The organism is Amycolatopsis sp. NPDC114478 (genome assembly GCF_055633805.1).
This window is the reverse complement of record NZ_JBVKDO010000037.1, coordinates 1-19231: the sequence shown is the minus strand read 5'-3', so window position 1 is coordinate 19231 and position 19231 is coordinate 1. Positions and strand designations below refer to the sequence as shown.

Annotated in this window: 14 protein-coding genes; 9 read left to right on the top strand and 5 right to left on the bottom strand. The window is 71.5% G+C overall.

The genetic code is table 11. The features are described 5' to 3' along the window. Positions 1-72 precede the first annotated feature (72 nt). The 3 genes from lysX (at position 73) to ACZ7OH_RS48750 (ending at position 4691) form a co-directional block, all read left to right on the top strand. Positions 73-3396 (top strand): bifunctional lysylphosphatidylglycerol synthetase/lysine--tRNA ligase LysX, encoded by a 3324-nt coding sequence (gene lysX, locus ACZ7OH_RS48760; RefSeq protein WP_470287185.1) that lies wholly within the window; start codon positions 73-75, stop codon positions 3394-3396. 64 nt (positions 3397-3460) lie between these two features. After that, positions 3461-4033 carry a hypothetical protein gene (locus tag ACZ7OH_RS48755; RefSeq protein WP_470287184.1) on the top strand — a complete coding sequence of 191 codons (573 nt, stop codon included), beginning with the start codon at positions 3461-3463 and terminating at the stop codon, positions 4031-4033. 70 nt (positions 4034-4103) lie between these two features. After that, the gene (locus ACZ7OH_RS48750; protein WP_470287229.1) at positions 4104-4691 is read left to right on the top strand and encodes a DinB family protein; all 588 of its coding nucleotides are present in this window, start codon (positions 4104-4106) and stop codon (positions 4689-4691) included. A 5-nt stretch (positions 4692-4696) separates the two neighbouring features. On the opposite strand, the gene ACZ7OH_RS48745 is transcribed toward ACZ7OH_RS48750, so the two are convergent. Then, on the bottom strand, positions 4697-5221 hold the full coding sequence (locus ACZ7OH_RS48745) for a methylated-DNA--[protein]-cysteine S-methyltransferase (protein WP_470287183.1): 525 nt from the start codon (positions 5219-5221) through the stop codon (positions 4697-4699). 40 nt (positions 5222-5261) lie between these two features. Here ACZ7OH_RS48745 and ACZ7OH_RS48740 point away from each other — a divergent pair, with 40 nt between their 5' ends. Further along, positions 5262-5912 carry a VOC family protein gene (locus ACZ7OH_RS48740; protein ID WP_470287182.1) on the top strand — a complete coding sequence of 217 codons (651 nt, stop codon included), beginning with the start codon at positions 5262-5264 and terminating at the stop codon, positions 5910-5912. A 13-nt stretch (positions 5913-5925) separates the two neighbouring features. On the opposite strand, the gene ACZ7OH_RS48735 is transcribed toward ACZ7OH_RS48740, so the two are convergent. The 3 genes from ACZ7OH_RS48735 to secA2 form a co-directional block, all read right to left on the bottom strand. After that, a complete protein-coding gene (locus ACZ7OH_RS48735; protein WP_470287181.1) occupies positions 5926-7647 on the bottom strand; it encodes an NAD+ synthase in 1722 nt (573 codons plus the stop codon). 59 nt (positions 7648-7706) lie between these two features. After that, positions 7707-8258 carry an RNA ligase 1 family protein gene (locus ACZ7OH_RS48730; RefSeq protein ID WP_470287180.1) on the bottom strand — a complete coding sequence of 184 codons (552 nt, stop codon included), beginning with the start codon at positions 8256-8258 and terminating at the stop codon, positions 7707-7709. A 77-nt stretch (positions 8259-8335) separates the two neighbouring features. Continuing rightward, entirely contained in the window at positions 8336-10675 is a 2340-nt protein-coding gene (gene secA2, locus ACZ7OH_RS48725; RefSeq protein ID WP_470287179.1) for an accessory Sec system translocase SecA2, read from the bottom strand. 156 nt (positions 10676-10831) lie between these two features. Between secA2 and ACZ7OH_RS48720 the strand changes: the two genes are divergently transcribed. Together ACZ7OH_RS48720 and ACZ7OH_RS48715 are read left to right on the top strand one after the other, a co-directional pair. Beyond that, positions 10832-12388 (top strand): alpha/beta hydrolase, encoded by a 1557-nt coding sequence (locus tag ACZ7OH_RS48720; RefSeq protein ID WP_470287178.1) that lies wholly within the window; start codon positions 10832-10834, stop codon positions 12386-12388. After that, positions 12373-13833, top strand: a complete 1461-nt coding sequence (locus tag ACZ7OH_RS48715) for an alpha/beta hydrolase (protein WP_470287177.1) — start codon at positions 12373-12375, stop codon at positions 13831-13833. The genes ACZ7OH_RS48720 and ACZ7OH_RS48715 overlap by 16 nt, the downstream gene beginning before the upstream one ends. Here the strand turns inward: ACZ7OH_RS48715 and ACZ7OH_RS48710 are convergent. Then, positions 13830-14486 (bottom strand): LppX_LprAFG lipoprotein, encoded by a 657-nt coding sequence (locus ACZ7OH_RS48710; RefSeq protein ID WP_470287176.1) that lies wholly within the window; start codon positions 14484-14486, stop codon positions 13830-13832. The two genes, ACZ7OH_RS48715 and ACZ7OH_RS48710, sit on opposite strands and share 4 nt — an antisense overlap. 98 nt (positions 14487-14584) lie before the next feature. On the opposite strand from ACZ7OH_RS48710, the gene ACZ7OH_RS48705 reads away from it, so the two are divergent. From ACZ7OH_RS48705 to ACZ7OH_RS48695, 3 genes are all read left to right on the top strand, one after another. Continuing rightward, complete coding sequence (locus ACZ7OH_RS48705) at positions 14585-15865, top strand: MFS transporter (protein ID WP_470287175.1); 1281 nt, start codon at positions 14585-14587, stop codon at positions 15863-15865. A 61-nt stretch (positions 15866-15926) separates the two neighbouring features. Further along, a complete protein-coding gene (gene glnA, locus ACZ7OH_RS48700; RefSeq protein ID WP_086676528.1) occupies positions 15927-17270 on the top strand; it encodes a type I glutamate--ammonia ligase in 1344 nt (447 codons plus the stop codon). Further along, on the top strand, positions 17270-18823 hold the full coding sequence (locus ACZ7OH_RS48695; RefSeq protein ID WP_470287174.1) for an amidase: 1554 nt from the start codon (positions 17270-17272) through the stop codon (positions 18821-18823). The genes glnA and ACZ7OH_RS48695 overlap by 1 nt, the downstream gene beginning before the upstream one ends. Positions 18824-19231: the final 408 nt, after the last annotated feature.

The following is a 19231-nucleotide window of genomic DNA, read 5'->3' as shown; positions in this document are numbered from 1 at the left end:
ACCAACCCGGGTTCACTTACGTCAATAGCAGGCAAGACCTACGATCAGCCGGGAAAGGCGACGAAAGCAACGATGGGAAACCTCGCGAGCACGCGCCCGCGCCTGCCCGCCTGGAAGGCGAAGGCGGGCGGCATCGTCGCGACCGTGGTCCAGCTGGCCGCGGTGTTCTCGGTGCTGCTCCTGATCACGAGCGGCCCGCACGGGCGCCTGCTCAACGGCATCGACATGGCGTTCTCGAGCCTGAGCGTGCCGACCAGCGCGAGCCTGGTGATGGTGCTGCTGCTGGTCGTCCTGGGCAGCGCCCTGCGCCGCCGCAAGAAGGCCGCGCTGTACACGCTGGTGCTGTTCCAGGTCGTCGGCCTGGTGCTCACCCTGGCCCTGCAGGCGACGCTGCTGTGGTCGCCCGAGCTGCTCTCGCTCGGGTCGAAGCAGGTCCGGCACATCCCGGTCCAGCTGTGGGCCCTCACGGCCGCCGACGTCCTGTCGGTCGCGCTCATCGTCTTCCTGCTCGCGCTGCGCCCGGCGTTCCCGGCCCGGCTCGCGCCGAGCGCCTGGCGCGACGGCCTGACCGTGCTCTTCGGCGGGTTCCTCGCGGTCATCCTGATCGGCTGGGCGCTCGCGGAAGCGTTCCCCGGCCACCTCGGCGACTCGTGGGAGCGGTTCGCCTGGGTCGTCAACCACGCCACCGGCGAGAACCTGCAGCTGCGCCGGATCGGCGTCGGCGAGGGGCCGGGCTGGCTCGACGTCTTCCTCGACCTCGGCGCGACCATGGTCGCCACCGCGGCGCTGTACCAGCTCTTCCGCGGCGTACGCAGCCGTCGCCTGCGCACCGACGAGGAAGAGCTTCGCGTGCGCAAGCTCCTCGCCGAACACGGCGAGGACGACTCCCTCGGCTACTTCGCGACCCGGCGCGACAAGAGCGTCGTCTTCTCGCCGAACGGCCGCGCGGCGGTGACCTACCGCGTGCTCGGCGGCACCAGCGTCGCCAGCGCCGACCCCATCGGCGACCCCGAGGCGTGGCCGGACGCGGTCCGCGCGTGGCTCGACGAGACGCGTACCTACGGCTGGACGCCCGGCGTGCTCGGCGCGAGCGAGCGCGGCGCGAAGGCGTATACCGACGCGGGGCTGCGCGCCCTGGAGATCGGCGACGAAGCCGTGCTCGACGTCCGCGAGTTCAGCCTCGCCGGGCCGGAGCGGCGCTCGGTCCGCCAGGCCGTCAAGCGCATCGAGCGCGCCGGCTACACCTCCCGCGTCCGCCGGCACGGTGAGATCCCCGACGACGAGATGGCCGAGCTGCTCGCCCGCGCCCAGGCGTGGCGCGGCGCCGAGACCGAACGCGGCTTCTCGATGGCGTTGGGCCGGCTCGGCGACCCGAGCGACGGCCGCAGCGTGATGGTCGAGGCCTACGACGCCCGCGGCGACCTGCGCGGCCTGCTGTCGTTCGTCCCGTGGGGCCGGCGCGGCCTTTCGCTCGACCTCATGCGCCGCGACCGCGACGCCGAGAACGGCCTCAACGAGTACATGATCGCCGAGGTCGTCGCGGCCGGGCAGCACCTGGGCGCGCAGCGGATCTCGCTCAACTTCGCCATGTTCCGCGCGGTCTTCTCCGAGGGCGAGCGGATCGGCGCCGGCCCGGTGCTGCGGGCCTGGCGCGGCGTCCTCAGCGTCGCTTCGCGGTTCTTCCAGCTGGAGTCGCTGTACCGGTCCAACGCCAAGTACGGGCCGGAGTGGGAGCCGCGGTTCCTCTGCTACTCCTCGGCGCGGCGGCTCCCGCGCGTCGGCATCGTCGCGGGCGCGCTCGAAGGGTTCGTCCCGACCGGCCGGTCGCGGTCGCTGCGGCTGGAGACGGTCGGCGACGACTTCGTCGCGCGCGTCCGGGAGATCGAGGAGTCCGCGGCGGTCCCGGCGGGGAAGCCGGTCCGGCGGCCGGAACAGGTCCGCGTCCGGATGGCGAAGCTGGCCAAGCTGCGGGAAGCCGGGATCGACCCCTACCCGGTCGGGTTCCGCCGTGACGACCAGATCGGCGATGTCGTCCGGAAGTTCGGCGGCCTGCAGCCCGACAGCGCCACCGGCCACCGCGTCCGGATCGCCGGGCGCGTGCTGGCGATGCGCACGCTCGGCGGGCTGTGCTTCGCGCGCGTCAAGGACTTCAGCGGCGAGATCCAGCTGATGCTGGAGACCGGCGAGCTCGACCTCAAGGGCTGGCGGACCGGCGTCGACCTCGGCGACCACGTCGGCGTCAGCGGCCAGGTCGTGACGTCCAAGCGCGGCGAGCTCTCGGTGCTCGTCGACGAGTGGACGGTCACCGCGAAGTGCCTGCACCCGTTGCCGGACAAGCGGAAGGGCCTCACCGACCCGGAGACGCGGGTGCGGCAGCGCTACCTCGACCTCGCGGTCAACCCCGACTCGACGAACATGCTGCGGCTGCGGTCCACGGTGGTCCGCGCGGTGCGCGACCGGCTGCACCACGCCGACTACCTCGAAGTCGAGACGCCGATGCTGCAGGCGGTCCACGGCGGCGCGAACGCCCGCCCGTTCGTCACCCACATCAACGCCTACGACATGCGGATGTACCTGCGGATCGCGCCCGAGCTGTACCTCAAGCGGCTGTGCGTGGCCGGCGTCGAGCGCGTCTTCGAGCTGAACCGCAACTTCCGCAACGAAGGCGTCGACGCGACGCACAACCCCGAGTTCACGATGCTCGAGGCCTACCAGGCGTACGCCGACTACGACACGATGCGGACGCTGACGCGCGAGCTGGTCCAGCACGCGGCCGAAGCGGCGTACGGCGCCCAGATCGTGCGCCGGCCCGGCCCCGACGGCAAGGTCGCCGAGCACGACATCTCCGGCGACTGGCCGGTGATCACGGTGCACGACGCCGTCTCGGCGGCCTTCGGGGAGCAGGTCGACTCGGGGACGTCCGTGGCGGACCTGCGCCGGCTCTGCCAGGCGGCGGGCGTGCCGGTGGGGGAGGACCCGAGCCACGGCGACCTCGTGCTCAAGGCGTTCGAGCACCTCGTCGAGGGCGCGACCGTGCTGCCGACCTTCTACACGGACTACCCGACCGACGTCTCGCCGCTCACCCGCGAGCACCGCGAAGACCCGCGGCTGGCCGAGCGCTGGGACCTCATCGCGTTCGGCTCCGAGGTCGGCACCGCCTACACCGAGCTGACCGACCCGGTCGAGCAGCGGCGGCGGCTGGAGGCGCAGTCCCTGCGGGCGGCCAGCGGCGACGTCGAGGCGATGGAGCTGGACGAGGACTTCCTGCTCGCGTTGGAGCACGGGATGCCGCCGACCGGCGGGCTCGGGCTGGGCATCGACCGGCTGCTGATGATGCTCACGGGGGCCTCCATCCGCCAGACGGTCCTGTTCCCCTTCGTCCGTCCGCACGCGTAACGACTCGGTCGATCTGATCACGCTGGTTCCGCCGGATCCGGCGGGGTCGCTTAATGTGTGCCTCGTGCGCACGGCTCGATTCGCCTCGGCCCTCCTCATGGGACTGGCCGTGCTGGCGTATTCGGGGTGGGTCCTGGAGTTCTTCGTCCCGACGGGCGTCTCGCCGGTGCACGACCCGGTCGAGGCGCTGCTGACCGGTCCGCCGGTGTTCCGCGTGCTGCTGGCGGTCTCGGGGGTCGCGTTCCTGCTCGCCGGGCCCCCGCTGCACCGGCTCGGCCCGGTCCAGTGGGCGGCGCGGTTCAGCTCGATCTCGGTGAGCGCGTTCGGCGTGGTCGCGCTGCTGCAGGCCGCCTACCCGGAGCGCAGCGGCGTGCTCTCGTCCGTGGCGACCGTCGTGCTCGTGGGCGGCGTGATCAGCTTGATCCTGTGGTGGCCGCCGGGCTGGCGCGCGCTCGCCGTCGCCGGGCTGGTGGTCGTGCTGGTCACCTGGGCCGCCCTCGTGCTCGCGCGGCAGCTGGACACGGCCGAAGGCGTGGTCAGCCGGATCGAGCAGGTGGTGCGAGCCGTCCTCTACGGAATGGGCGGGGCGTACGCCTTCATCAAGCCCGCGCCACGACATGCTCCTCGAGGCGGCTGAGCAGCTCCCGCCGGAATTGTCGGTGGCCGGTGGGACGATGCCCGCAACGAACGCGAAGGAGTGGATCGACATGGCGGGAAACGTGCCCCCGGTGGCCGACGAGCGGGACGGGCTGCTGCGCTTCCTCGAGCAGCAGCGGTACGTGCTCAAGGTGGCCGCCCACGGGCTGACCGACGAGCAGGCGAGAAGCACCCCGACGAACAGCGCGCTGTCGGTGGGCGGCCTCGTCAAGCACGTCGCGACGACCGAGGACGGCTGGCTCGACATCATCCTGAAGCTGCCGCAGAAGCCGTTCGGCGACGCGATGGCGGACTACGCGGCGGGCTACCGGCTGGGCGAGGACGAGACGCTGGCGGGCGTCCTGGCCCGGTACGACGAGGTCGCCGCCCGCACGGCGGAGGTCATCGCGGGGATCGAGGACCTCGGCCAGCCGGTTCCGGTGCCGAAGGGCGTGCCGTGGTACCCGCAGGACATCGAGGCGTGGTCGGTCCGCTGGGTGCTGCTGCACCTGATCGAGGAGACGGCCCGCCACGCCGGCCACGCGGACATCATCCGCGAGCACGTCGACGGCGGCACGGCGATCCCGTTGATGGCGGCCGTCGAAGGCTGGCCGGAGACCGCGTGGGTCAAGCCGTGGCAGGCGACCGCGCCGGCCTGAGCCGGTCAGAACAGGGTCGGCTCGTCGGCCAGCGCGCCTTCGATCACCAGCATCCGGCGCTTGGTCGCGACGCCGCCGTGGGCCGAGAAGCCGCCGTCCTTGCCGCCCGCGGCGAGGACGCGGTGGCACGGCACGATGATCGGGAAGGGGTTGTGCCCCATCGCCTGCCCGACGGCCTGCGCGGACCCCGGCATGCCGAGGCGCCGCGCGATCTCGCCGTAGGTCACGGTCTTGCCCGGCGGGATCGTCCGCGCGACTTCATAGGCGCGCCGGTTGAACTCCGGCACGCCCGAAAGGTCGAGCGGAATCGCGGCGAGGTCCGGACGCCCGCCGTCCAGCAGCGCGACGATGGCCGCGGCGGCCGTCCGCGCAGCAGGCGGCGGCGGCCCTTCGACGGTGTCCGGGAAGCGCTTCGCCATCCAGGCGCGCAGTCCGGTGCTGGGCAGCGACGTCCCGGCGACGAGGTCGTCCCGCCACGCCAGCCCGCACGGCCCGATCGCCGTGTCGAACACCGTGAACCCGGTTGTCATGCGATCAGCCTACGACCGAAGAGGAATTGCGGAGTGGCCGATGCGGCGAGCGCTGCCGGCGCGGGATGATGGCGGCGTGCTCGATCACCTCGTCTACGCCGGCCCCGACCTCGCCGCCGCCGTCGCCCACGTCGCCGAGCTGACCGGGGTCACCCCGGCGCCGGGCGGCAGCCACGTCGGCCTCGGCACCGCCAACCACCTCGCCGACCTCGGCGCGGGGATGTACCTGGAGGTGATCGGCCCGGACCCGGCGCAGCCGGACCCGGACGTGCCGCGGCCGTTCGGCATCGACGACCTGACGGAGCCCGCGCTGGTCGCGTGGGCGGTCCGCACGACCGACCTCGACGCGACGATCGCCGAGGCCCGCGCCCACGGCTTCGACCCGGGCGACGCGCTGGAGATGTCCCGCGCGACGGCCGACGGCGAGACGCTGAACTGGCGCCTGACCCCGCCGAGCGCCCCGGGCACGCTGCGCCCGTTCCTCATCGACTGGGGCACGACCCCCCACCCGACGACGCGCGGCCTGCCGTCGATCCCGCTGCTGATGGTGACGGCCACGCACCCGGACCCGTCCTCGGTCCACACGGCGACCGAGGCGCTCGGCCTGGAGCTCCTGGTCCGCCGCGCGGAAAAGGCCACGCTGACGGCGGCCCTCCGTACGTCGGAAGGCCGCCAGGTCGCGCTGAGCTGAATGCGGGAAGCGGCTAGGCCTTGCCCTCGCGCCACGCGTTGGTGATCGGCAGCCGCCGGTCCCGCCCGAAGGCCTTGAACGTGATCTTCGTGCCCGGCGGGTACTGGCGCCGCTTGTACTCGGCCTTGTCGACCATCCGCACCACGCGGTCGATGGTCTCCGCGTCGAACCCGGCCTCGATCAGGTCGGCGTACCCGCGGTCGCCCTCGACGTAGTCGTCGAGGATGTCGTCGAGCAGCGCGTAGTCCGGCAGCGAGTCCGAGTCCATCTGACCCGGCCGCAGCTCGGCCGACGGCGGCTTCGAAATCGAGTTCTCCGGGATCGGCGGGATCTCGCCGTTCTTCGCCGCTTCGGCGTTGCGCCACCGCGCGAGCTGCCAGACGTGCGTCTTGAAGACGTCCTTGATCGGGGCGAACGCGCCGACCGCGTCGCCGTAGATCGTCGAATACCCGACCGCCAGCTCGGTCTTGTTGCCCGTGGCCAGCACGAGGTGACCGTCCAAGTTGGACAGTGCCATCAGCAGCATGCCGCGCGTGCGCGCCTGGATGTTCTCTTCGGCCAGGCCGGTCAGGGAAAGCTGCTCGACATACACGCGGACCATGTCCTCGACCGGTTCGACGCGGTAGTGCGCCCCGATCCGCCGCGCGAGGTCGGCGGCGTCGTCCTTCGAGTGGCCCGACGAGTACTGCGACGGCATCGAGACGCCGTAGACGTTGTCGCCGCCCAGCGCGTCCGCCGCCAGCGCCGCGCAGACCGCCGAGTCGATGCCGCCGGAGAAGCCGAACGTCACCGACGAGAAGCCGTTCTTGTGCACGTAGTCCCGCAGCCCGACGACCAGCGCGTGCCACACCTCGGCCTCGTCCGGCAGCGGCTCGCTGATCACCGGATGCGCGGTGGGCTCGTACGCGGGCAGCGGTTCCTCGCTCAGGACGCGGCGCCGGACGTGCAGGCCTTCGAGCTCGCCGTCGCCGGCGTGGCCGCCCGCGGTCAGGTCCATGTCGAGCACGGCCAGGTGCTCGACGAACTGCGGAGCGCGCGCCAACACGGTGCCGTCCGCGGCGACGACGAGCGAGTCGCCGTCGAAGACGAGGTCGTCCTGCCCGCCGATCTGGTTGGTGTAGACCAGCGGCGCGCCCGCTTCGGCGGCGCGGCGCGCGATGAGCGGCAGCCGCTGCTCGTCCTTCGACCGCTCGTAGGGCGACGCGTTCGGCGCGACGACCAGGTCGACGCCCGCGCGGCCCAGCGCGGAGATCGGCCCCCCGTCCTGCCAGATGTCCTCGCAGATGACCATGCCGATGTCGAGCCCGTGGAACCGGACGACGTCGAGCGTCGTGCCCGGCTTGAACCAGCGGTGCTCGTCGAAGACGCCGTAGTTCGGCAGGTGGTGCTTGAACTGCCGCGCGACGACCTCGCCGCGGTAGAGCGCGGCGGCCGCGTCGCGCGGGCCCACCTCGTCGGAGTCGAGGTAGCCGACGTAGGTCAGGACCTCACCGCACCCGGCCTCGTCGAGGCGGCGCGCCAGCGACTCGACGCCTTGGCGGGAAGCGGCGGCGAAGGTCTTGCGCAGCGAGAGGTCCTCGACGGGGTAGCCGGTCAGCGACATCTCGGGGAAGACCACGACGTGGGCACCGGCCTCGGCGGCCCGGCGGGTCCAGGAGACGTGCAGGTCGGCGTTGCCGTCGAGGTCACCGACGGTGGGGTTGACCTGGGCGAGCGCGATGCGCAGTTGCGGCATGCCGCCATTCTGTCCCACCGTCACCCGGGAGGCCGAGCGAATGTGGGCGAAACGCCACGCTAGGTCGACGCGACCGCGTCCCGGTGCTTGAGCTTCGCCATCCGCCCGTCCCGGTGGTGCCAGACGATGCCCTCGAACTCCGGGTGCGCGAGCAGCCACGCCATCAGCCCGTCGAAGTCGCGCGGGACGCCGGCGAACTCCTGCGCGTTCGCGTGCGGGACCAGCTTGTGCGCGCCGAGCTGCTCCGGATCGCCGTTGACCTTCGGCCCGCACAGTTCGTAGGTCCCCGGCGCCGCACCGAAAAGCCGCTCCTGCGCCTCTTCGAAGAACTTCGCGAACGCCGATTGCCCGACCGGTTCCCAGCCGACGGTCTTCCCGGTTTCGGGGTCGGTCTGCACGGCCTCGAACCCGTCCGGCGCGGCCTTGCCCGCCTTGACCTCGCGCCGCGCCCACCACGTCCCGGACTCGTCGAGCCGGACGCAGGTGCCGTCGTACTTGCGGGTGGGCACGCCTTCGCCGTCGAGCACCCACTGGCACGCGGGGTGCACTTCGCGCGTGACGCGCCGAAGGTCTTCGGGGTCGCGCCGGAACAGCGTCGGGATCTTGCGCATGCCCCGATTCTCCCGGCCGGGGCAAACGAGAAAACCCCCGCCCGGACCAACCGGACGGGGGTTTTCCGAGCGGACGGCTACTTCCGCTTGATCATGCTCCGGACCTTCTTGATGGTCTGCTCGAAGTCGGAGTCGAACGGGTTGTCGTGCACCAGGTAGGTCCACGTCGTGTTCGCCCGCCGGACGCCCGCCTCGCCGAGGTCGATGCCCTCATCGGTCAGCTCGGCCTCTTCGAGGGTCTTCGCCGCCCGCGAGTCCGCCTCGGCGATGATCTTGTGGAACTCCGGGATCGCCGCGCGGTGGAACTCGTCCAGCGGCGTCTCACGCGCCAGCGCCCGGAGGTGGATGCTCTCGCGGACGTCGGTCAGGTACGCCAGGTGGTCCGACCACAGCTGGTCGACGTGGAACAGCAGCACCTCGCGGCACATCTGCTCCAGCTTCTCCTGGTCGTCGAGCTTTTCCTTCAGCTCGGCGAACTTCTCCGGGTGCGCCTTCTCCAGCTGCTCCGCCGCGTACGCGGTGTGAAGCACCTTGTCGCGGTGCACCAGCAGGTCACGCCGCTGCCGCTCGATCAGCCGCGTGTAGCGCCAGGTGTTGCGGTGGATCTCCAGGTCGACGCCCTCGGCGACGCGCTGGGCGTGGTTGAGCTGCCGCAGCGCCGCCGGGTCCTTGATCTCGCCGGTCTCCTCGTCGTCGACGATGCCCTCGGGCACGTCCGGCGCGTTCGACAGCACGAGCTCGTCGTTCAGGCTCGCGAAGAAGATCGCGCTGCCCGGGTCGCCCTGGCGGCCGGAGCGGCCGCGCAGCTGGCCGTCGAGGCGGCTCGACGGGTACCGCGCGGTGCCGATGACGTGCAGCCCGCCCAGCTCGACGACCTCGTCGCGGGTCGCGCCGTCGGTGCCGCCCAGCCGGATGTCCGTACCACGGCCGGCCATCTGCGTGGACACGGTGACCGCGCCCTTCTTGCCGGCCTCGGCGATGATCGCGGCCTCTTCGGCGTCGTTGCGCGCGTTGAGCACGACGCACTCGAGGTCGACCTTCGCCAGCTTCTCGGCCAGCTCTTCGGACTCGGCGACGTCCTGGGTGCCGACGAGGATCGGCCGCCCGGTCTCGTGGACCGTGCGGATCTCCTCCTCGATCGCCCGCAGCTTCTGCGACGGCGACGCGAAGACGCGGTCCTCGAGGTCCTCGCGGATGTTCGGGGTGTTCGGCGGGATGACCGCGACCTCGAGCTCGTAGAACTCGCGCAGCTGCTCGGCGACGGCGACCGCGGTACCGGTCATGCCGGCGACCTCGGGGTAGCGCGCCAGCAGCGCCTGGACGGTGATCGAGTCCAGGATCTCGCCGCGGTCGGTCGCGGTGACCTGCTCCTTCGCTTCGACGGCGGCCTGCAGGCCGTCCGGCCAGCGCTGCAGCTCGGCGACGCGGCCGCGGGCGGCGTTGATGAGCTGGACCTTGCCGTCGCGGACCAGGTAGTCGACGTCGCGGGTGAGCAGCGCGTGCGCGTGCAGGGCGACGTTCACCGCGGGCAGCCGGTCGGACGCCGTCTCGCCGTAGAGGTCGTCGACCTCCAGGCCGAGCGACTTCGCGACGACGGACGCGCCCGCGTCGGTCAGCCACGCGTTGCGGCCCTCGGAGTCGGTTTCGTAGTGCAGGTTGAGCCGCAGCCGCCGGACGACCTTCGCGACCTCTTCGTCGGCGTCGGTGTGGTCGATCGAGCCGGCCATCACCAGCGGGACGCGGGCCTCGTCGACCAGCACGGAGTCCGCCTCGTCGACGATCGCGACCTCGGGGGGCGGCTGGACGAGGTCGTCGACCGACGTCACCAGCCGGTCGCGCAGCACGTCGAAGCCGATCTCGGCGACGGCGCCGTACGTGACGTCCTTGGCGTAGGCCTCGCGACGCTCTTCGCGCGAGTGCGCGGGCTCGACCCAGCCGACCGACACGCCGAGCAGGGCGTAGACCGGGCCCATCCACTCGGCGTCGCGCCGGGCCAGGTAGTCGTTGACCGTGACGACGTGAACGCGCTTTCCGCGGATCGCGTAGCCGGCGGCGGCCAGCGCGCCGGCGAGCGTCTTGCCCTCACCGGTCTCCATCTGCACGACGTGCTTGGTGAGCAGGCCCATCGTGCCCAGCACCTGGACGTCGAACGCGCGCTCGCCGAGGGCGCGGCGGGCGGCCTCGCGGCCCAGTGCGCACACCTCGATCAGCTGGTCGTCGCCGAAGGCGGTGTCCTTCAGCTTCTCGCGGAGCTCGCCCGCCCGCTCGGTCAGCTCCGCGTCGGAGAGCTTCTCGAGCTCGGGTTCGAGCTTCTCGACCGCGGGCAGCAGTGCTTCGTAGCGGGTCAGCTCGACGCTGCCCGGCCGCTGGATGATCCGGCGGAGCTTCTTGCCCACCCGGCTGATCAGTGCTGCCACCCCTGGTCTCCCGTTCTCTCTTCGCTCGACCGGCCTGCCCCACCCAACGTGGCGGTGGTGCGTTCGAGTTCCGCGGCCGGATGGGACGATCCAACCGTGTTCCCTCATCCCAGCGCCAGGTCCGGACGTCGCCGGATCACCGCAATTGCGACATCCGTGCTGATGGCGGCCTCGCTGGCCGCCTGCACGTCCACCGGAAAGCCGGCGCCACCGGCGCCGACGACCGAGTCGCACCCCCCGTCCGGGCCGGTGCCCGCCGGGCTGGAGCGGTTCTACGGCCAGAGCCTGAGCTGGGCCGACTGCGCACCTTACGCGACGTCGGAAGACGCGCGTTCGGCGTTCCAGGCGAAGGACGTCCAGTGCGCCCGGCTGACCGTGCCGCTGGACTACGCGAAACCGGCGGGGGACACCATCACGCTGGGCCTGCTCCGCCGCAAGGCGACCGGGGAGCGGATCGGGTCGCTCGTGGTCAACCCGGGTGGACCGGGCGCGTCGGGCATGGTCGCGGCCGCCGGGCTGGCCAAGCCGATGACGAGCACCGGGCTCGGCAAGCGCTTCGACCTGGTCGGCTTCGACCCGCGGGGGATCGGGGCGAGCCAGCCGGCCATCCACTGCCTGACCGACCGGGAGCGCGACGCCGACCGCGCCGACGACAGCGAGACCGACGGCTCGCCGGCCGGCGTCCTCAGGCAGGAGTCGCAGGAGAAGGACTTCGCCGCGAAGTGCGCCCAGCGCACTGAAGACGGCACCGGCATGCTGGCCAACGTCGGCACGCGGGACGTCGTAAAGGACCTGGACGTCCTCCGCTCGGTCCTCGGCGACGAAAAGCTCACCTATCTGGGCTACTCGTACGGCACCCGGATCGGGTCGGCCTACGCCGAGGCGTTCCCGAAGAACGTCCGCGCGATGATCCTCGACGGCGCCGTCGACCCCGAGCAGGACGCGGTCGAGTCGCTGGTCGCCCAGGGCCAGGGCTTCGGGACGGCGTTCACGCAGTTCGCGAAGTGGTGCACCGCCCAGCAGGACTGCGCGCTCGGCCAGGACGCGAACGCCGCGGTCAAGGCGTTCCAGGACCTCGTCCGGCCGCTGATCGACTTCCCGGTGCAGGTCGGCGACGGCCGCAAGCTCTCCTACGAAGACGCGACGACCGGCGTCATCCAGGCGCTCTACCAGGAGAGCCTCTGGGACACGCTCAACTCGGGTCTCAACGAGCTGCGCCAGCAGCGCGGCGCGACGCTGGAGAAGCTCGCCGACATCTACAACGAGCGCGACACCGACGGCAAGTACGGCACCACCCAGGACGCCTTCACGGCGATCCGCTGCGTCGACGACCCGCGCGTCACCGACCCGGCCGTCATCCTCAAGGCGCAGGAGGAGTACGTGAAGGTGGCGCCGTTCCTCGACGACGGCCGCCCGGCTTCGGCAGCCCGTGACGCCTGCGCGTTCTGGCCGGTGCCCAACACCTCAAAACCGCACGCGCCGAACGTCGAAGGCCTGGCGAAGACGCTGGTCATCTCGACGACCAACGACCCGGCGACGCCGTACCAGGCCGGCGTCAACCTCGCGAAGGGCCTGAAGGGCGCGCTGCTGACCTTCGAGGGCACGCAGCACACGGTGTTCCTGCAGGGCGTGAAGTGCGTCGACGAGGCAGGCACGGACTACCTCGTCGACGGCACGGTCCCGCCGGACGGCAAGCGGTGCACCGGGCAGTAGGCCTGGCCGCGTGCGCGGTGCTGCTGGCAGCGTGCACGGGCGCTCCGGCGCCCGCGCCGCCGCCACCCCCGCCTGACCTGGGGAAGTTCACTCAGCAGAAGCTCGCGTGGACGCCGTGCGGGGAGGCTCTGGACTGCGCGCACCTGACCGTGCCGCTGGACTACGCGGCCCCGGACGGGCCCGCGATCACCGTCGGCCTGCTGCGGCACAAGGCCACGAAACAGCGGATCGGCTCGCTGGTCGTGAACCCCGGTGGGCCCGGCGGCCAGGGGACGGCGACGGCCGCGGCGCTGGCCAAGACGCCCGCCGCCGCACCGCTGCTCGAGCGCTTCGACCTGGTCGGTTTCGACCCGCGTGGCGTCGGCACGAGCGAACCGCGGATCACCTGCCGCACCGACGCCGAGGTCGACGCGGACCGCGCGGCCGACGTCGAGAGCGACATGTCGCCCGAAGGGGTGAAAAAACAGATCGCCGAGACGACCGCGTACGGCGCGAAGTGCGCTGAAGCGACGAAGTACGGCAAGGAGTTTCTCGCGCACGTCGGCACGCGAGACGTCGTACGCGACCTCGACGTCCTTCGCGCCGCGCTCGGCGACGAGAAGCTGACCTACCTCGGCTACTCGTACGGGACGCAGATCGGCGCGGCCTACGCCGAGGCGTACCCGCGCAACGTCCGCGCGCTGCTGCTCGACGGCGCGGTCGACCCGGCCCAGGGCCTGGTGGACTCGCTGGTCACGCAGGCCGCGGGCTTCCAGGACGCGCTGAACGAGTTCGGCAAGTGGTGCGCGTGCCCGCTCGCCGGCAGCACCGAAGCGTTCCAGCGGCTCGTGCGTCCCCTGATCACGAGGCCCCTTCCGGCCGGGACCCGGAAGCTGTCGTTCGAGGACGCGATCACGGGCACGTTCGCCGGGCTCTACTCACGCGGCGACTGGCCCGCCCTGAAAGCCGCGCTCGCGCAGGTGGCCCAGGGCAACGGCCGGACCCTGCTGGCCTTCGCCGACGACTACTACCAGCGCGACCGCGACGGCCACTACAGCGGCGCGATCGACGCCTACTTCGCGGTCCGCTGCGCCGACCACACCCGCGTCACCGACCGCGCCGAAATCGACCGCGCGCACGAGAAGATGCTGGCCGGCGCACCCTTCCTGGCCGGCGGCACGCCCGACACGAGCGAGCTGGACATCTGCTCGACCTGGCCGGTCCCGCCGACGTCCACCGAGCACGCGCCGCGTCCCGCCGGCCTGCCGAAGCCGCTGGTCATCTCGACGACGCACGACCCGGCGACGCCGTACCAGCAGGGCGTCGACCTGGCGAAGGACCTCGGCGGCGTCCTGCTCACCTACGCAGGCGTCCAGCACACGGTGTTCCTGCAGGGCAATTCATGTGTGGACCGCGCGGGCATCGCGTACCTCGTCGACGGGACGGCCGCCGAGACCCGCTGTTAGCCGAGGTCCGCGGGCTCGTTCTGCTTGGTGAGCGACAGCTCGATCATCACCGGGCTGAGGTGGTCGCCGGCCGGCGGGATCTGCGCCCACAGGCGGACGAACCGGCGCGGCCCGTCGGCCGACACCCAGACCTTGACGACGACGTCGTCGTTGACCTGCGGAAGCACGCCGTGCGCGACGGCCGCGGGCACCACGCCGCCGACGCGCAGGGCGGCGGCGCCGTCGACGTTCTCCCGGCCCTCGGTCTTCGCGGCGGTGACCCCGTCGAGCAGGCGTTTCAAGCCGGCGGACAGGCCGAGGAACCTCCCGACGGCGTACACCTCGGGCAGCGGCGTGGTCCCGGCTTCGGTGCTGACCTGGCCGTCCCGCACGGTGAAGCGGTACTTGGTGTGGCCTTCGCCGTCCTGGACGTCGGCCGTGCCGGTCGCGGCGCCGCCGCCGTCGAGGGTCGCGTCGCCCTCGATCAGCCGGAGCGGGAAGCCGGGCAGCACGCCGTTGACGCCGGCCGCGAAGTGCACGCTCCGGACCTCGGCGAACGACGTCGCGGCGTCGCGGACCAGCTCGGACCCCGCCGGGAACGGCCCGCGCGTGTCCGGCGATCCGGTGCAGCCGGCCGTCAGCAGGAGCACGAGCAGGAGGGCGAAGCGGGACATCCCCCGAGCCTACTGAGCGGCCGGGCGTGGCTCGATCCTTTCGGACGATGTCCTTCAAGCCACTTTCGGCGTCACGCGCGCGCGGCGAAACTGCTGGGGTGACTGTCGAGACCCGCCCCGCCCCGAAGCTGCACCGCGCCTGGCTCATCGCCGGTGCCGCGTTCGTCGCGCTGCTCGCCTCCGCCGGCTTCCGGTCCGCCCCCGGCGTCCTCATCGACCCGCTGCACGAGGAGTTCGGCTGGTCCACGACAACGATCAGCTCGGCCGTCTCGGTCAACCTCGTCCTCTACGGCCTCTTCGCACCCTTCGCGGCGGCGCTGATGGAGCGGTTCGGCATCCGCCGCGTCTCGGCGACGGCGTTGTTCGTCATCGCCGTCGGCGCGGCCGGCACGGTCTTCATGAGCGCGAGCTGGCAGCTGATCCTGTGCTGGGGCGTGTTCATCGGCGCGGGCACCGGCTCGATGGCCATGAGCTTCGCCGCGACGGTCGCGACCAGGTGGTTCGTCCGCAGCCGCGGCGTCGTCACCGGCGTCCTGACCGCGGCGGGTGCCACCGGCCAGCTGATCTTCCTGCCGCTCATCGCGAACCTCGCGGTGACCTCGGGCTGGCGGACGGCGTCGCTGGTGATCGCGATCGCCGCGCTGGCGGTGGTCCCGGTGGTCCTGCTGGTCATCCGCGACCACCCGGCCGACGTCGGCACCACGGCGTACGGCGCGCCCGCCGACGCCGAGGTCGCGCGCCCGGTATCGAAGACCGGCTCGGCCCGCCGGGCGCTTTCGGTGCTGGGGCAAGCTTCGAAGACGCGGACGTTCTGGCTGCTGGCGGTCGGCTTCGCGATCTGCGGCGCGACGACGAACGGCCTGGTCGGCACCCACTTCGTCCCGGCCGCGCACGACCACGGCATGCCCCAGACGACGGCGGCGGGCCTGCTGGCCCTGGTCGGCGTCTTCGACGTCGTCGGCACAATCTTCTCGGGCTGGCTGACCGACCGCGTCGACCCGCGCATCCTGCTCGGCGTCTACTACGCGCTTCGCGGCCTCTCGCTGGCGCTGCTGCCGCAGCTGTTCACGGATTCGGTGCAGCCGAGCATGTGGGCGTTCATCCTGTTCTACGGCCTCGACTGGGTGGCCACGGTCCCCCCGACGGTCGCGCTCTGCGTCCGAGCCTTCGGCGACGCGGGCCCGATCGTGTTCGGCTGGGTCTTCGCCAGCCACCAGCTGGGCGCGGCGTTCGCGGCCTCGGCCGCCGGCCTGGTCCGCGACCAGCTGGGCAACTACGACCTGGCCTGGTACGCGGCGGCGGTCCTGGCGGTGCTCGCGTCGATCGCCTCGCTGGCCATCACCCGCGCGAAGAAGCCGGTACCGGTGCTCGCGACGTGACTTGGTCAACCCCGGCGCGTCGTGAAACATCCCGTTAACACGCTGTCGTTAGGGTGCGGCCATGGATCGCCAGCAGGAATTCGTGCTCCGCACGCTCGAGGAGCGCGACATCCGTTTCGTCCGTCTCTGGTTCACCGATGTGCTGGGGTTCCTCAAGTCCGTCGCGGTCGCGCCGGCGGAGCTCGAAGGCGCGTTCAACGACGGCATCGGCTTCGACGGCTCGGCCATCGAGGGCTTCGCGCGCGTCTACGAATCGGACATGGTCGCCAAGCCCGACCCGGCCACCTTCCAGGTCCTGCCGTGGGAGACCCCCGACGGCGGCCCGTACTCGGCCCGCATGTTCTGCGACATCGCGATGCCCGACGGCTCGCCGTCGTGGGCGGACCCGCGGCACGTGCTGCGCCGCCAGCTGTCGAAGGCCGCCGAAGCGGGCTTCACCTGCTACGTACACCCCGAGATCGAGTTCTTCCTGCTCTCGACCATGCCCGACGACGGCAGCGAGCCGGAGCCCGCGGACAACGGCGGCTACTTCGACCAGGCCAGCCACGCCACGGCGACGCACTTCCGCCGCCACGCCATCGAGACCCTCGAGGCGATGGGCATCTCGGTCGAGTTCAGCCACCACGAAGGGGCACCGGGCCAGCAGGAGATCGACCTCCGCTACGCCGATGCGCTGACGATGGCCGACAACGTGATGACGTTCCGCTACGTCGTCAAGGAGGTCGCGCTGACCCAGGGCGTGCGCGCGACGTTCATGCCCAAGCCGTTCACCGACCAGCCCGGTTCGGGCATGCACACGCACGTCAGCCTGTTCGAAGGCGACCGCAACGCCTTCTACGACGCCGAGGACCCGCACGAGCTGTCGGAGACCGGCAAGGCCTTCGTCGCCGGCGTCCTGCACCACGCCAAGGAGATCTCCGCGGTCACGAACCAGTGGGTGAACTCCTACAAACGCCTGATCAGCGGCAGTGAGGCCCCGACGACCGTCTCGTGGGGCCGCGCGAACCGCTCGGCACTCGTCCGCGTCCCGATGTATTCACCCGGAAAGGCGTCATCCCGACGGGTGGAGATCCGTACCCTGGACTCGGCGTGCAACCCGTACCTGGCGTACTCGGTCATCCTGGCCGCCGGGCTCAAGGGGATCGAGAAGGGCTACGAGCTGCCGCCACCCGCCGAGGACAACATCTGGCAGCTGAGCGACGCCGAGCGGCGCGCCGCCGGGTACGCCCAGCTGCCGCAGAACCTGGGAGAAGCCCTGGCCGAGATGGAGAAGTCCGAACTGCTGCCGGAAGCGCTCGGCGAGCACGTCTACGACTTCTTCCTCCGGAACAAGCGCGTGGAGTGGGACAACTACCGCAGCGCGGTCACCCCGTACGAACTCCGAACCCTCTTGCCGGTGCTCTGATGGGTCGGCGGCCGGCACTCCTCGTCCTGCTGGCCGCCGTACTCCTGTTCGTTCCCGCGACGCCCGCCGTGGCCTCGCCGAAGTTCGACCTCGACTCCGCCGACATCCCGGCGCTGCAGGCCCGGATGGCGTCGGGCCGGCTCACCGCGGTGGGCCTGACCAGCGCGTACCTCGACCGGATCCACCGGCTCGACGGCAAGGTCAACGCGGTCCTGGCGCTCAACCCGGCGGCGTTGCGGCAGGCTTTCGAGAGTGATGCGCGGCGTCGCGCGCACCGCCTACGCGGGCCGCTCGACGGCATCCCGGTGCTGGTCAAGGACAACGTCGACACGCGTGACCAGTGGACGACCGCCGGATCCCGGGCCCTGCGCAGCTACCCGGCGAAAGACGCCACGCTGATCACCCGGTTGCGTGACGCCGGAGCGGTGCTCCTCGGCAAGGCGAACCTCTCCGAATGGGCGAACTTCCGCGCCGCGAAACCGACGTCGGGCTGGTCGGGCGTGGGTGGGCAGACGAACAACCCGTACGTGCTGGACCGCAACCCGTGCGGGTCGTCCGCCGGGTCCGCGGCCGGCGTCGCCGCGTCGCTGGCGCAGGTCGCGATCGGTTCGGAGACCGACGGCTCGATCGTCTGCCCCGCCGGCATGACGGCGACGGTCGGGCACAAACCCAGCCTGGGCCTGGTCAGCCGCACCGGCGTGGTGCCGATCTCCGCCGAGCAGGACACCGCCGGGCCGATCGCCCGCAACGTCGTCGACGTCGCGCTCACGCTGTCGGTCCTGCAGGGACGGGACCCGGCGGACCCGGCCACGCTCCGGTACCCCGACTCGCAGCCGACGGACTACGCGAAGCTGCTCCGGCCGGGTGTCCTACGTGGTGCGCGGATCGGGTTGTGGCGCCTGCCCGTGCTCGGCCCGTCGACGGACGCGGTCATGACGTCCGCGAAGAACTCCCTGGTCAAGGCCGGGGCGACGGTCGTCGAGGTGACCCCGCCGTACCAGGACCGGCTCGGGGAGCTGGAGTTCCCGGCGCTGCTCACGGAGTTCCACCGCGACATCGACGCCTACCTCGCGACCCGCCCGCGCGGCCCGCGGAACCTGGCCGAGCTGATCGCCTACAACCGCGCGGACCCGCTGGAGCGGACGTGCTTCGCCGGTCAGGAGCTGTTCGAGCAGGCACTGGCCGCGCCGCCGCCGACCGACCCCGGCTACCTGGCCGGCCGCGCCGAGCTGTCGGACCTCGCCCGCCGTTCGCTGGACGAGACCCTGGCCGAGTACCACCTGGACGCGATCGCGTCGCCGACCAACCCGCCCGCGTGGAAGACCGACTGCGCGGTGGGGGACGACGACGTGATCCCGTCGTCGACCCCGGCCGCGGTCGCGGGCTACCCGGACGTGACGGTGCCGGCCGGGTTTGCCGGACCGCTCCCCGTGGGTATCTCGTTCATGGGCGCGCGGTGGTCGGACGGCCGGATGCTCGCGCTCGCGGCGGACTTCTCCCGGGTGGCTCCGGCCCGCGTTCCGCCGCGCTATCTGGCGACGCTGCCGTCGTAGGGTTCCGGACACGCTCTGACCTGCGGCAATGGCGTTAAGTGACCCCCCTGTTCGGGACCGGTTTCAGGGCATGTAATCTTCTCTTCGTCGCCAGGAACACCGGGTCGCCCCGGGGCCGCAAGCCTCGAAGATCCGGCCGGGCCGAGCGGGTTGACACCGCGGATCGGACCGGGTAATGTTCAGCGTCGGCCCACGAGCGGCCGCCGAATCCCTACGACTAACACCGTAGGCTGAGGCATGCTCGACCAAAAGCTTTGAATATCGCTTGGAACAACTGCCGAGGATAAAGCCGCTGATAAGGCGGTGAGTCCAGAGTGTGTTGCTTGAGAACTCAACAGTGTGCTAGTGAACTAAGCCAGTAGAGCTTATGTATTGAACCTCGTATGAGGTTCCTTTGAGAGCATTAAA

What these genes read in the sequence shown, in the direction of transcription:
- ACZ7OH_RS48745 (WP_470287183.1), bottom strand. Translation starts at nt 5,221, where the DNA reads ATGACAACCGGGTTCACGGTGTTCGACACGGCGATCGGGCCGTGCGGG.
- ACZ7OH_RS48750 (WP_470287229.1), top strand. Translation starts at nt 4,104, where the DNA reads ATGGCGGGAAACGTGCCCCCGGTGGCCGACGAGCGGGACGGGCTGCTG.
- ACZ7OH_RS48730 (WP_470287180.1), bottom strand. Translation starts at nt 8,258, where the DNA reads ATGCGCAAGATCCCGACGCTGTTCCGGCGCGACCCCGAAGACCTTCGG.
- ACZ7OH_RS48735 (WP_470287181.1), bottom strand. Translation starts at nt 7,647, where the DNA reads ATGCCGCAACTGCGCATCGCGCTCGCCCAGGTCAACCCCACCGTCGGT.
- glnA (WP_086676528.1), top strand. Translation starts at nt 15,927, where the DNA reads ATGGATCGCCAGCAGGAATTCGTGCTCCGCACGCTCGAGGAGCGCGAC.
- ACZ7OH_RS48710 (WP_470287176.1), bottom strand. Translation starts at nt 14,486, where the DNA reads ATGTCCCGCTTCGCCCTCCTGCTCGTGCTCCTGCTGACGGCCGGCTGC.
- ACZ7OH_RS48740 (WP_470287182.1), top strand. Translation starts at nt 5,262, where the DNA reads ATGCGGCGAGCGCTGCCGGCGCGGGATGATGGCGGCGTGCTCGATCAC.
- ACZ7OH_RS48695 (WP_470287174.1), top strand. Translation starts at nt 17,270, where the DNA reads ATGGGTCGGCGGCCGGCACTCCTCGTCCTGCTGGCCGCCGTACTCCTG.
- lysX (WP_470287185.1), top strand. Translation starts at nt 73, where the DNA reads ATGGGAAACCTCGCGAGCACGCGCCCGCGCCTGCCCGCCTGGAAGGCG.